The sequence below is a fragment of the Marinobacter sp. P4B1 genome (assembly GCF_001447135.1).
Classification (GTDB): domain Bacteria; phylum Pseudomonadota; class Gammaproteobacteria; order Pseudomonadales; family Oleiphilaceae; genus Marinobacter; species Marinobacter vinifirmus.
Map to the genome: position 1 here is coordinate 453576 of NZ_LLXM01000015.1, position 14024 is coordinate 467599.

The 14024-nt window shown below is 51.7% G+C and carries 11 protein-coding genes; 3 read left to right on the forward strand and 8 right to left on the reverse strand.

The window, feature by feature from the left end:
• Positions 1-112: 112 nt before the first annotated feature.
• From AQ621_RS13755 to AQ621_RS13765, 3 genes are all read right to left on the reverse strand, one after another.
• Complete coding sequence (locus AQ621_RS13755; protein ID WP_058341909.1) at positions 113-553, reverse strand: hypothetical protein; 441 nt, start codon at positions 551-553, stop codon at positions 113-115.
• 79 nt (positions 554-632) lie between these two features.
• A complete protein-coding gene (locus tag AQ621_RS13760) occupies positions 633-935 on the reverse strand; it encodes a type II toxin-antitoxin system TacA family antitoxin (protein WP_041657499.1) in 303 nt (100 codons plus the stop codon).
• Positions 936-1573: 638 nt separating this feature from the next.
• Entirely contained in the window at positions 1574-2653 is a 1080-nt protein-coding gene (locus tag AQ621_RS13765) for a TolC family protein (RefSeq protein WP_133005111.1), read from the reverse strand.
• Between the two features lie 68 nt (positions 2654-2721).
• On the opposite strand from AQ621_RS13765, the gene AQ621_RS13770 reads away from it, so the two are divergent.
• Positions 2722-4002: an ATP-binding protein gene (locus AQ621_RS13770; RefSeq protein ID WP_226595800.1), complete on the forward strand. Its 1281-nt coding sequence runs from the start codon at positions 2722-2724 to the stop codon at positions 4000-4002.
• Between the two features lie 209 nt (positions 4003-4211).
• Positions 4212-4898 (forward strand): response regulator transcription factor, encoded by a 687-nt coding sequence (locus AQ621_RS13775; protein ID WP_004581714.1) that lies wholly within the window; start codon positions 4212-4214, stop codon positions 4896-4898.
• A 123-nt stretch (positions 4899-5021) separates the two neighbouring features.
• Here AQ621_RS13775 and AQ621_RS13780 read toward each other — a convergent pair whose 3' ends face one another.
• A complete protein-coding gene (locus AQ621_RS13780; protein WP_058341911.1) occupies positions 5022-5750 on the reverse strand; it encodes a TorF family putative porin in 729 nt (242 codons plus the stop codon).
• Positions 5751-6278: 528 nt separating this feature from the next.
• A complete protein-coding gene (locus AQ621_RS13785; RefSeq protein WP_004581712.1) occupies positions 6279-6509 on the reverse strand; it encodes a hypothetical protein in 231 nt (76 codons plus the stop codon).
• Positions 6510-6820: 311 nt separating this feature from the next.
• On the opposite strand from AQ621_RS13785, the gene AQ621_RS13790 reads away from it, so the two are divergent.
• Positions 6821-8188 (forward strand): sensor histidine kinase, encoded by a 1368-nt coding sequence (locus tag AQ621_RS13790; protein WP_227508341.1) that lies wholly within the window; start codon positions 6821-6823, stop codon positions 8186-8188.
• Positions 8189-8275: 87 nt separating this feature from the next.
• Here the strand turns inward: AQ621_RS13790 and AQ621_RS13795 are convergent, their stop codons facing one another.
• The 3 genes from AQ621_RS13795 to AQ621_RS13805 are packed head-to-tail and all read right to left on the reverse strand — an operon-like array spanning position 8276 to position 13980.
• Positions 8276-11473, reverse strand: coding sequence for an efflux RND transporter permease subunit (locus AQ621_RS13795; RefSeq protein ID WP_058341913.1), 3198 nt, complete (start codon positions 11471-11473; stop codon positions 8276-8278).
• A gap of 14 nt (positions 11474-11487) precedes the next feature.
• A complete protein-coding gene (locus tag AQ621_RS13800; protein WP_004581709.1) occupies positions 11488-12738 on the reverse strand; it encodes an efflux RND transporter periplasmic adaptor subunit in 1251 nt (416 codons plus the stop codon).
• A gap of 24 nt (positions 12739-12762) precedes the next feature.
• Positions 12763-13980, reverse strand: coding sequence for a TolC family protein (locus tag AQ621_RS13805; RefSeq protein WP_058341914.1), 1218 nt, complete (start codon positions 13978-13980; stop codon positions 12763-12765).
• Between the last annotated feature and the right edge of the window lie 44 nt (positions 13981-14024).

The following is a 14024-nucleotide window of genomic DNA, read 5'->3' on the forward strand; positions in this document are numbered from 1 at the left end:
GGACTGGCAGCGAGAGCATTCATTTTATGAATGGAACCAAAATCTCACTACAGGCCCGTTATCCAAAACTTTGAACGCTCGTTCGGGCGACAATTCCTGGTTGCGACCATTCTCAAGATGGAAGATCAATCAGCTGACCAATTGTACCCATAGGCAAGTAAAGCGACTGCAGATCTCCGAATTGCCTTCCCATAGGCAGGAAGCCGTAGCGCTTAAAAAAACGATCACTGCTCTGGGTAAGAGGGTCCGTTACAACCGCTATTCCCATGCCAGTGTATTGAACAATCCGATACGCCTCTTCCAACGCCTCAAGAACTATCGTTTCACCGTATCGGTGCTCGGATCCGTGTAGTTTGCTATCCACACCCAGCCACGCAAGCTTGATCACTGGAATGGGATAGGCCGGGTATCGACTACGGGTCTCCTGATCTGGCAACTCATCACGCACCACGGTTGCACTGGTCAGGGTGAAATACCCCAGGACCGGAGCTGGCAACACATTTGTAGGTTCATCATCCACCAGCACCCAGGTGCGATTAATTTTCTTGTCCATTTGCTTGCGAGCTTCTCGCCTAAGGAACTCATTTACCCGTTCCAGCCCACAATCAAACGATTTCCGGTCATGCGACTTCTTATCTAATGGCTCTAACCTCAAGGTCACCGTTTTCCATCCTTTTGCTCCGGCGACGTTTCGCGCTAAGCAACGCCTCGTTCGGTGCTGGAGCTGCCTCGCAAGCTGCCACAAAAGCATCAAACGACTGGCTGTTCAGGCGATACACCTCAGCCTCCTCGATCACGCGAACCGACTTCTCCCGGATTGCCTGGATGACAAACTCTGAGAGACTGTGACTCCCGGTCAGAGCTGAAGCGCGCGCCGCCAATTCTTTAATAGCTGGATCAATTCGTAAATCCAGCCGCGCGCTTGTTTTTGACATGCGGTGTTCCTCTTTCAACTGGCTGGCCAATCGACCAGTCCCTCTGTTTTGGTGTTTTCCATTTTGCTGTACTACTGGCTTAAACCTAGACGCCATCGCGTACGGAAAATAACCGTACAACAAATATCGGCTAATGCTATCCAAATGTCAACGGGAAGCTAAACTCACTGAAACGCCAAATTGTAGAACAATTAAAAAATTGTGATCACAGAAGAAACCGCTCATATGCTATGAGCAAGTCTGTATAACTGCCCAACCGCTACCCTGGAACCCACTTCGCAAGGTGAAACATTCGGATACGAATCTTTACATCGATTAAGCCTGGTCCCGACGGGTGCGGAAGGTTTAACTGATTGGTAGAAAATCGCACCCTGTCCGCAAAAAACCAGCGACTCACTTCACGACCCCTCGCCCATTCAACGGAACAACGTATTTATTCCGCAATAGAGTGACCGTTCGATGAGCCCCCTTGGATGAGATCGGAACAAGCTGTTGGTACTCGGTATGGTCGCAAAGCGAACATTCAGGAAGGTTCATGAGTTTTGGTCCAAGTGGTTTTTTCGAGTCTTCGGGCATTTGGAATGGAACTTTCTGGTGCTATCCAAAATGCCCGAAGACTTGACCATTGAATTACCTCTTTAATTTAACGCATTGATAGTACGCACCGGTATCAGGGCTTCGTATCCGGCCGAGGCACTATATAGATCACGGATCACCCCAGCTCGACGGAGTTTGACCCCAGTAAGCTGTCTTGCGCTATTTATTGCGTCCTCCAGTCTGCCAGTGCCACTGGCCAGCTCGTTCAGACTGGCTTCCCAGTGCGCGCGCTGGTTTGGCAAGTGTCGCTCGTTGAGGATGTTCAGGCGACCATGGCCGGCCTCAACGCTTGCCCTCAGTTTAGCGATCGAAGCCCGCCATTCCCGCTGAGCCTGAGTGGCCAGCCATCGTTTTTGTGAGGCTTCGGCAGTCGCCTTTCGAACGGCGCTGTGCTGGCGCTGCCCACTAAATGGAATCCGAACGCCAATGCCGACGACCCAACGTTTTCTCTCGTCAGCCCACAGGCTGTTATAGCCGGCATTAGCTGTGAACGTAGGTCTACGATCGACTTCGGCAACATCCAGCCGCGCGCGCGCCTCGGCTTCCCTTGCCTCGGCTGCCCGAATCAGCGGATGATCTGGTTCCAACTGTCCATCGGCGAACAGAAGCGTTTCAGATGCCTCCGTCAGTTGCAAACTGGCCCCCGTCGGACGACGCCCAAGCAGAGGAATCAGGTCGCTGGCTAGCCCGGCCTTTTCCGCTTGCAGCTCTACTAGTCTGGCATCTAGAGTGTCCAACTCCGTTTTGACCCTGAGCATTTCACTTTGCGAGCCGATGCCATAGTCAAGCCTCTGTTCCGTTACGGTGGCCAGTTGCTCTACCAAAGCGCGTGTCTCATGATGGAGATTGATCGCTTCATTGGTATACCACCAATATGCATACGCCTCCTTAACGCGAGCTGTCAGCTGCCTTATTAGCCACTGAGTCTCCTGCTGGGCGGCAAGCATTCCGGCCTCCGCTGCCTTGCGAGACGCCGACAGATGATCCGGCCAGGGCAGCTGCTGGCTTACCTCAAAGCGATGCCCAACTGTATTAGGTCCCTCTAGAGTTTCAGGCGCAATGCCATACTTGATGACCGGGTCGGCCCAAGTATCTGAGCCCTCCACTTTGGCTTCTGACATTTCGGCGACAGATCTTTGCGCGCCCAGGCACCTTGCTTTTATTGCTACTGCCAGCGGGCATTGCGCTAATGGGGCTTGCATGGCTGGTTCACGGCCTCTTACTGGACCGGATGTCCCGGGAATTCGTCGAGACACGTCTCAAGGATGAGGTCGCCTTTCTGGAGCATCAGATTCGTGATTCTGGCGGTCAATTGGACAGTCTCCAGACTGGTGACTATTTTCAGGAAGTCTTTCACCACGCCTTCGCCATACATTCTCCGTCCAGAACGATCATTTCCCCGGATTCCTGGGCACCGGTGTTAACGTCGTTAATAGAATCAGCAAAGGATGGGACCGTTCGTGTTCGGGATGCGGACACCGTCGAAGGCCCAAAGAGCATTCTTGCGTACCGAAAGTCGTTCCGGATCGGCGATACGCCGATTGTAGTGATCGTGTCCGAGGATCTTGGCGCACTGAAACGCAGCCAGGCAGAGTTGCACGGGTGGACGGCCATCGTCTCTATTCTGCTGATTCTGCTGTTGGTCGTTGTGATCTGGTTCGGTATCAATCTGTCCATGCGCCCTGTCGTCGAACTGAAGGCCACGCTGAAGCGACTTCAGGATGGCAAGGTCTCGCGGATTCATGTCCAAGCACCTGAGGAATTTCGACCGCTGGTCCAGCAGCTCAACCAATTGCTCGACTCGCTGGATCAACGCCTGGAACGATCAAGGGATGCGCTGGCGAATCTGTCTCACAGCGTCAAAACCCCCATTGCGGCCGTCCGGCAGATTCTTGAGGACACCAGTCGTCCGCTCTCCAACGATCTCCGCCTTCAGATGACCGCGAGACTCAATGACATCGACAAACAGCTTGAAGCCGAGATGCGCCGAAGTCGCTTTGCAGGGCCACAGGTTGGGAAAAGCGCTTACCCTCTGAAACAGGCACGGGATCTAGTCTGGATGCTGGGGCGACTATACCCGGAAAAGTCCTTTGAACTGTCGAGCTCCCTGCCGGAGGACGCCCGCTGGCCGATCGAGGAGCACGACCTGAATGAAATCATGGGCAACCTTCTGGACAATGCAGGCAAATGGTCGGAACGATGCGTGGAGCTGTCACTCGTTCAACACTCCGGAAATCTGCAGATCGGCGTAACAGACGATGGGCTCGGCGTCGCGGACGCTGAAATCGGCAATCTGGGTCGACGGGGGTTGCGGCTGGACGAGCAGACCCCAGGCCATGGCCTTGGGCTGGCGATTGTTCGAGAAATTGTCGAACGCTACAGTGGAACCCTCAACTTCTCACCTGCTCCGAAAAGTGGGTTGTCCGTGATAGTTGACCTTCCCAGGGCGGTCCCGGTGATCAATCGTTGACCCGGCCACCTGGTATGTGGTTAAGCGATCACATGTGGATAGTGTTTGTATAGAAAACTTTCCTCACCGTAATGCCTTTTTCAAGCTAGATTCAGCTTCGTCTGTTGTTATAGCGGGTCGCTTGAAGTCCGGTCTCTTAGCTAATTTTGATTTGCTCTCGAGAAGGGCGACAGCCACAATTTTCCAACATCCAGAGACGGCGCTTATAGATGAAGGTTCTAATTGTCGAAGACAACGCGGTACTCGCAGAAAAAATCTCCGTTTGGCTTGCGAAGGAAAACTTTACTGTAGATGTTGCCCAAAACGGAAAAGAGGCAAATTTCTTCGTAGAGACAAGCAGTTATCAGGCGATCATTCTGGATATAGGACTGCCCGACGAGAACGGGCTTTCTTTGATGCAAAAATGGAGAAGCAGTGGCAGAGATGAAGCTATTCTTATTTTAACTGCCCGCTCCAACTGGACAGAGAGAGTTGAGGGCTTGAATGCCGGGGCAGACGATTATCTTCCAAAACCCTTCGAATTCGATGAACTAAAAGCTCGACTTAGCGCCATAATACGAAGAAAAGACGGGCGAGCAACTGATAAGATCATCGTGGATGGTTTTCTACTTAATGCAACCTATAGAACCCTAACAACTCCCGATCATAAAGAGTTCAGACTAACCGCAACGGAGTACCGCCTTTTACAATGCTTTCTTCGCTCTCCTGACAGAGTTTTCTCACAGGACGAACTTGTTGAAGCACTCTATAATATCGAAAGGTGCCCAACCAGAAATGTCGTTCAAGTCTACATAGCCAGGCTCAGAAAGATACTCGGAAAAAAACGAATAAAAACATTGAGAGGACAAGGATATTACTTTGCAAGAGATTCTCTTCAAAAAAGGGTTGAAGCTTAAATGATTTTACTGTGATTTAACCATTTTCCTCAAGGACCAGGGCTCGCCAGATAAATGCGCTGGCCCACAAACCGGGCCAGCTTTCTCAACGATTAACCATTTCGGTGAAAAATACCAAATAGATTAAAAAGACTTAGTCCAGCCCAGCCAAAACTTCGGGTCGTCCGAACTGACCGAACCAAGTGCGTTACTTGAATCGATATCAGCGTACTCCAGATTAACACTAAAAGCTCCAAAGCTTCCCGCATCTTTGGTGACGTTAACAGCTGCATGTCCGTAGCTCGCCTCGCCAATAGACGCCTTGCCATCATCAGTGAAATCATAATAGCCAATCAAAACACCTGTGCTGAAATCGTCTTCCAGTGGCACATCAACTGATGCGTAATAATAGATATCGCCTGGAACGAACAGCCCTTCGCCGCTTACGTCGCTGTTTGCTGTGTAAGCAACACCTATAGATACAATGCTGTAACTCAACTCTCCGTATATTTCGCCAAAATCAATAGATTCAGGAGCATCAGGGTAAGAGTAATAAATGTAGCCAACATCGTAACCGATATCCTCAATTACACCGGAGAAGCCAGCATAAAGATCAAGCTCGTAGCTCGTCCCATCGCCGAAATCCACATTGGAGCCCCAGCCGCCAACATAAAGCCCCGACGCATGTTCGTAGTCAAGCCCGCCTTGCGTCGCCGTTGAGCCATCTGTTTGTGTCACACCGCGAAATAAGTAGTTGCTTGTTATGCCCAAATTAGCACTAACACCTGCGCTGGCAATTAACGGGACCGCTTGGAGAGTTACGAGCAAACCAACATTTAGCAAACAATCTTTAGTCGAGATACGTCTTTTCATCGTTTTTACCTTCTATTTGGGCAGCTTAGTTATTTGCGCATTGAATAACGCACCTATAATGCATACACGTTTTGTGCCACCTTTTAAAAAACTTATTCTATGAGCAATTATTGTCAAATCAGGGCCGCAGTTCATAAAAATGATTAAATATTTAACAATTCAATGCAATAAGCACTCTGCTTCAAGTGTTGCATTGCTCGTCGATAGTGCGCTCATCAATAATGCGCACCAAATAGGAACAAGAATTGAAAAAACGATGACTAAAATAGAACTATTTTTAACTTGGTAATTCTAGATTATATATGGTTTTATGAAAAATCGAGGGAGGTCTGAATTAGCCATGAATACTGCAAAATATCTTAGTTAAGAATGCAGCTTTCCAACATTTTGCGCTCTGTCTTCCTTACGAGATTCATCAATACTAAAGCGCGACTTTCGCAATTTTGGGAAAATTAACAAAATCTACCATTAAATTAATCTTGGAGCCACGTAATTGCCCGTCTGGCTCCAAGTAAACAACGATAAATGTTATTGCTTTTCCAAGAGATCCCCAATCAACTCTTTAATCAATCTATGTTCTTCCTTCAGTTTTTTGATGGTCTCGCTCTCTTCCACACGATACTGGGAGGAACGTTCATCTATGCTCTTATTAGGATAGCTTCTTGCCTCGTTGTATCTGTCCGCTTGCCCTCCTGCGTGGGCTATAGAAGCACCACTTGCCACGAAAGAAGCTACTATAATCATGGATACTTTCTTCATAAAACGGCTCCGACATTTTTTTCAATTAGACCAGCAACATTCAATGGCCTTGGGTGTTTAGTAGAACATCGAAACTTTAAACACACTTGAAAATATATGCTGATGAAACGTTTTTTTTCAGCGGCTACCACAAGCTCAAAAGCCATTTAGGTCGGCTTTGATTTGATGACACTAAATCAAGTTATTCAAATGCCTAAGAACGATAAGACCAAGCCAGACCGATCTGAAGACCAGAGCGTCCCTCGCTCCGGCTCGCACCCGTTGCGGCACGCTTCGATTCCAACTATGCTTTCCGATCAGAGCACCTCTATGTGCCTTCAACTGAAGCCTTCCGCTCAATCGACAAAAGCACCTTCATGACAGCGCAGAAAAGCATCCGAAAAACTCTCCTCCAATATGGCATCGCTTTCAGCCTCTTGTATTTTTTACTAATTTTTTTCTCGCACACTTATGTAATAGAGCAGCTTTCGAACGAGTCCAGAAAACATCGCCTTGACAAGGAGGTGGAGAGTTTTCAAACCATCATTGAAAACGAAGTTCCGACGCCCGACGAGATTGGCAGCATGATTGATCGATTCCAATTGCTACTGGAGCACGCCCTCGTCGTCGAAGTGAAAGACGGAAGCATCATTGCCAGTAGCAACATAGATCAAACAACGTTGCGAATGGTTTCAAGAAAGCCGGCGGGCTTTGTAGAAATATCCCAAGGTGCAGATGGCCTTCTTGGATTGAAACGAGGTTTCGGAATTGACAGCCCGCTTTCGTCAGTCACCATCCTGGAAATGGAAAGTGGACTCGCCGAGCGATCCAGTGGGGCTCACCTGACCTTGCTGGCTGCCTCCGCATTATTACTTGTTGTTCTCTTGGCTCTGGTAGGCACCACTACTTACCTCGCTTTGAAACCGATCGAACACATCAAGGAAGACATGAGGAGACTGCAATCTGGCAAACAACCTCGTTTGAATCCTGACGCACCAGAGGAGTTCAGTCCGCTGATCAAACAGTTCAATAACCTACTTGAACTAGCAAGTCGTCGCCTTGACCGCCACCGCCGCCTCAATTCCGATCTTTCTCACATGGTCAAGACCTCGATCTCTGCCAATCTCGCAATCTTGTCAGACACTGGTTCATTACCTCCGTCCCGCGACGACATAGAGTTCATGACCTCCAACCTAAAGGATCTAAGCCGGTCCTTGAACTACCGCATGAGCAAGGCAGATATCTCCGGCAGGCAGATGGGGCAAACATGTTTTCCGATTGAAATAGCGAACAACGTCATTTCTGTCATGGAAAAAATCTTTCCCGATAAGAGTTTCCGTATTAATACATCCTTGCCGAATAACTTCAGTTGGCCCATGGAGCGTCAGGACCTATCAGAGTTATTCGGTAACCTGCTCGAAAACGGCGGGAAATGGAGTCAGGCTGAGATTGACGTTTCAATAAGCCAGACCGATTCCGGGCTAACGATAGAAGTTGCAGACGACGGCCCTGGGATTACTCCAGAAGCGGCCTCAAAAGTGATGGATAGAGGTTCCCGGCTTGACGAAACCGTTTCTGGATTTGGATTGGGACTGTCCATCGTGTCCGAAATACTAGAAGACAATTTCGGACGGATGAACATTGGCCCCTCAGAAACAGGGGGCGCCAGAATTACAGTTGTGCTTCCTTTCCCAGAGTAGAGCACAACCATAATTCCTCCGCCCCGCTATGACGGAGGGATTACCCTCCCCTGCTCGCGATCAAAACTGTGTATTTCCACCTCTCTTCTACCGTTGCATATCATCGAGTTTAGACCTTGAGAAGCGCGTGAATAGAGCCGGCAAAACAAAAAGCGTTAGGAAAGTCGCAGTCACGAGGCCACCTACAATCACGCTGGCCAATGGCTTCTGGATTTCCGCACCCACGCCCGTCGACAATAGCATCGGTATCAAACCGAGTGCCGAGGTTATTGCTGTCATCAAGACAGGACGCAAACGGGAGACGGCACCTTCAAACACCGCAGTATCCACGTTCAACCCATCCTGTATTCGCTGATTGATGCTTTCGACCATTACGACCCCGTTAAGCACCGCCACACCAAACAGTGTGATAAATCCAACGGAACTGGGCACCGAAAGATACTGGCCGGAGATCCAGAGTGAAAAGACGCCACCAATAACGGCAAGCGGCACGTTGACCAGAATCAACAGCGCTTGACCAACCGAACTGAAAGCAAAGTACAGCAACAGCGCGATCAGGCCCAGAGATACAGGTACCACAATGGTCAATCGCTTCTGAGCTCGTTGCTGGTTTTCAAACTGACCACCAATATCCACCGAATAGCCGGGGGGAAGGTTCACTTCTGTCGCGATGGTATCCTGAATATCGGCAACCACACTGCCCATGTCACGACCCTGCACATTAGACTGAATGACCACACGGCGCTGAACGTCATCGCGGCGCACCTGAGGCGGGCCGGACTCAATAGATACATCGGCCACATCACCGAGTCTCACCCAGGCTCCGGACGGCGCCTGTAACCTGAAATCGGCAATGGCATCCCGGTCTTCCCGGAAACGTTTGGCCAGACGCACATAGATATCGTACCGCTCATTTCCGTTGATGATCTGGCCCGCGGCGGCACCACCCAGTCCATCCCGGACGACACTCATCACATCAGACACGGCAAGTCCGTACCGGGAGAGTGCCTGACGGTCAGGCTGAACCACCAACTGCGCTTCACCAGCAATCTGCTCCATGGCCACGTCTCGTGTTCCCTGAACTGTTCGGACCGCCGCTTCAATCTGCTGGCCTTTCTCCGCCAGTACGTCGAGATCCGGGCCAAAGAGCTTGATGGCCAACTGCGCACGAACACCTGACAACAATTCATCAACCCGAGTCGCGATAGGCTGAGAAAAGTTAAACAGTAGCCCCGGGTGCTGTTCGAGCTTCTCCTCAAACAGGGCCTGCAATTCATAGCGATTACTGGCGCTGGTCCACTCCGAAGTTGGTTTTAAGCCAATATAGATCTCTATATTGTTAACGGGCTCCGGGTCGCCACCTATTTCTGCTCGGCCAGCCCGGGAGAGAGCGTAAGTCACTTCTGGAAACTCCATCAACATGGCTTCCAATTTTGGCGCAACTTCAAGCGCCGTATCAAGGCTTGATGAAGGGGCCAGCGTAACCCGGAGGTTGATCGTTCCCTCTTCCAGCTCAGGGACAAACTCAGTGCCGAGTCGAGGCACGACCAGAGCCGCCAGCACAACAAGAACAGCAGCAGCACCGACAACAGATCTGGTGTGTTTCAGCGACCAGTCAAGGCCCTTGCGGTAGAACTTCTCAAGAGGTTTTAAAACGAAGCTTTCCCGCTCCCGAATACCCTTGCGAAACATAAACGATGCCAAGGCCGGCACAACCACCAGAGCAACGATCACAGCGGACACGATGGCCAACATTATGCTGATCGCCATTGGCTGAAAAAGCTTGGCTTCCACACCTTCAAAGCTGAATAAAGGCATGAAAACGACCAGGATAATCGCCGTCGCGAAAAAAATTGGTCGCGCCACTTCCCGGCCTGCCTCCTGCAGTCGAAGCGCAATGCCATGGTCATCGTGTGACGCGTCCAATGGGTCAGGGTCGTTTTTCACCAATTCATCCCGACGGGCGTCATGCTCAGCATCCGGATGCGTCAGATGTTTGAACATGTTCTCGACCATAACAACAGAGCCGTCCACCAGCATGCCAATTGCCACAGCAATGCCGCCCAGAGACATCAAGTTGGCCGAGAGACCGAACCAGGCCATGATCATCAGCGCAATACCGATAGAAATCGGTATAGAAAGCAGCACGAGCGTTGTTGCCCGAAGATTCATCAGAAACAGGGCAAGCACGATCGCAATAAACACAAAAGCCAACAGAAGTGCATTGGTCACCGTCTCTACGGCCTTGGTCACCAGATCCGCCTGGTTGTAATAGGGCTCAAAACGAACCCCACTCGGAAGCGCCTGATTTATGCGATCAATGCGGGCCTCGATGCCGTCGATGGTGGCTTTTGTATTGGCCCCCATTCGTTTGAGTACAATGCCAGAAACCACTTCACCCAGTTGTTCAACCTGACCGTCTTCATCCTTCCGGGTCATGGTCACCGCACCCTGGCGAATTTCAGTGCCCAGCGCTACCTGGGCGACATCGCTCACCGTCACTGTAATGCCATCACTGGTTTTAACGGGCACTTGACGGATCTGCTCCAGCCCCTGCTCGCCATTACCCAGCCAGCCCATACCGCGAATAACCAACTGCTCCTGTCCACGGCCCATATACCAGCCCCCAACATTGGAGTTGGTGTTCTCCAGGGCGTCCATGACGTCGTTCTGTGATAAGTCATAGGACAGCATTCGCGCCGGGTTCAGATTGACCTGGTACTGGCGGACCTCTCCGCCAAACGACAGAATCTCTGTTACCCCTTCAGCAGGTATCAGCAACAGCTTGACCAGCCAGTCGTGCAAGCTGCGTAATTCCATTGCGTCGTACCCCGAATCCGGGTCCGCTATCAGCAAGTACTGGTAGACCTGGCCGAGACCGGACGTATTCGGGCCCATTTCAGGCACCCCGACCCCGTCCGGAATCAGCTCCCGCGCGGCCTGCAACCGCTCGAACACCAGTTGGCGCGCGAAATAGATATCCGTGCCCTCTTTAAAGACCACGGTGACACCAGACAACCCGGTTTTGGAGATGGACCGAACCTCCTCAACATCCGGCAACGCATACATCACCGCTTCAATGGGATAGGTGATCAGTTGCTCGACTTCCTCGGCCGCAAGTCCGGGCGCCTCTGTATTAACAGCGACCTGGACGTTTGTAACGTCAGGGAAAGCATCAAGATTCAGTTTTGGGATCTGAAACGCGGCCGTGGCGATAAGCACTGCAAGCGCAATAAGAACCAACAGGCGGTTCTGAACCGCCCAGTCGACAACTCGGTTGAACATAATGGCTCCCGGAATCAGTGGTTGTGTGGGTCAAAGCCGCCTTTGGCAATTTCAGAGGCCACAAAAAATGCGCCCCGCGAAACGATCCGTTGGCCTGCAGTCAGGCCCGAAATTTCACGGAGTCCGCCAATTGCGCGACCCAGTTCCACTTCCACAGGCTCGTACTCCCCTTCAGCCTCTTCCACATAGACCGTCCAGTCGCCATCGGCGCCTCGCATCAACGCACTCTCCGGCACCGCAAGCACCGGCTCCGTGGTTTTAAAAAGGAAATACACATCTGCAAACATTCCGGGATGAAAACGATCTTCCGGATTGTCCAGCTCCAACCGAACAATTCGCGTGCGGGTCACAGCGTCAATGGTATGAGCTTCCTGGGATACCGTTGCCACAGCTACTCGGCCTGCAACTCTTACTTCCGCTTCGGCCCCTTGCTTAAGGACAATGTCGGAGTTTGCTGGCAGGTGAGCCTCTACCCAAAGTTCGCTTTCATTAGCCAGAGTCACCAGCGGTTGGCCTGCCTCAACTCTTTGTCCTTGCTCAAACTCATCGGTCAGCACTGCGCCATCCACGCGAGCTCTGAGCGTGTATTCACCGAGACTACCTACGCCGCTGGCCTTCAACGCACCAATGTCATCATCGTTTAGCCCATAAGCAAGCAGAGTCGCCCTCGCCGCTTCAATATTCGCTTTCGCCGTATTGAACCGCTGATCACCAACCACGGAACGACCCAGCCCGCTGATTCGCTCCCATTCAGGAAAAGCCTTCCTGTAATCAGCCTGCGCCTGTGCCACCGTCTCACTGAACAGGGTTACCAGTTGCTGACCTTTGGTTACGTGCTCACCCAATTCCACGTGACGTCTCAACACCACCGAGGCAACCCGGGGGGACACGTGATAGCTGGTATAGCCGTTGGTCAGCAGCTCACCGGGAGCGTAGATTTCATAGTCAACGCGCTTGCTCTCGAGGGTTGCTACCTCAATGCCGGCGAGCTCTTTCTGTTTGGCATTGATGCTTGCGGTAGTTGATTCTTCATGACCACCATCGCTCTCCTCTTCGTGGCCATGACCTTCTTCCTCTTCATGCTCACGTTCTTCAGCATGCCCGCCCTCATGCTCATCCTCTTCACCGGTACCTTCTCGATGATCGTCGCCACCGGCGGCATGATCATGGCCCGCCTCGTTATGCGCATCTTCCTCGGCCTGCACCAATGAAGGGGGAGCTATAAACAGCGTCAATACAAATACTGAAATCAGAGTTTTTTTCATGATGACTATCCAGTTTCCAGAATATTATTGGAAGGGGGTGATCAGTTCGCCAGACTGGCTCAAGAGTTCAATCAGGCCCAGCTGCGCCAGCTTTTCCAGTTCAATACCGGTTTTCAGGCTCTCCGCGCGCTGGCCTAACGCCTGGAGATACTCAGAGGTGGAGAGGTCGCCGACCTGCCACTGCTTCTCAAGCAAATCGGCACTTCGCTGTACACGCCCCTGGGATAGTTCTTTCCATCGACGAAGTTGCTTGTCGTATCGCTTCCAGGAAGCGCGAGCGCCTGCCAGGTCATATTGTTGTTTCCGGTAGAGCGCCTGAAACCGCGCTTCGGCCTCCAGAGCCCGTCGATTCGCGGCCCGGATTTCAGCGCTGTAGTTATTACGGACGTTCAGAGGGATCGAGAATGTCAGGCCAACCACGTTCTCGCCGCCGTCACGCCCTCCGCTCAGCCCTACTGTCGGCGATGCTGTGGCTTTGCGTCTCGCAACCTCTGCCTCACTTTTCAACACCTGCCACTTGGCTCGAGCGGCTGCAATTGACGGGTGTGCCAACAGATCAGCCTCACCAATCTGGGACTCCAGCGCTGACCAGATATACTCGGGGATTCCCCCATCCTGAGGCCTCCAGTCCGGCAGACGTTCTCTAACCTGAGTTTCTGCCCGATCAACTGCGGCCTTTGCCTGGGCGACTTCGCTCAACTGACGGGATAGATTTAAAAACAGAAGCTCTGCGTCGGCACGCCCCAGATCACCTGCCTGCTGGCGCTGTTCAACCTGGTCCAGCAAGGCATCCAGGCGCTGCTGTTGGGATTCAGCAATTTCCTCAAACAGCGTAGTAGCGCGCCACTCGACAAGCGCAAACAATGATTCAGACGTTTGTGTCAGAACTGCTTCGCTCAAGCCAGCTTGCGCAGACAGCCTGATCAGCTTTGCCTTCTCCTTTAATGCACCCTGCTGATCAGACCAATCGATCGTTTGTGACAGCCCTGCCTCAAAGTTGTTTTCACTGCCCGTTCTGTCTGCTCCCACAGACAGCTCCGGGTTATACAGCGGTTGTTCACTTGCCTCAGCGTCCTCTTTCCGCGCTGCCGCCTGCTCTGTCGCTGCCAGTACCTCCGGGTGCTTGCTTATCTGGCCAGTGAGCCAACTCGCCCAATTAACAGTCTCAGCTTGACCGAACAGAGGAATGGACAATAGTACTGAACACAGCAACGCCCGAGGCGAGTGCTTGCTTGCCTTCATCGACTTTCTCCCGAAGCGATTAATAGCCAAAAATCATAGGTGTA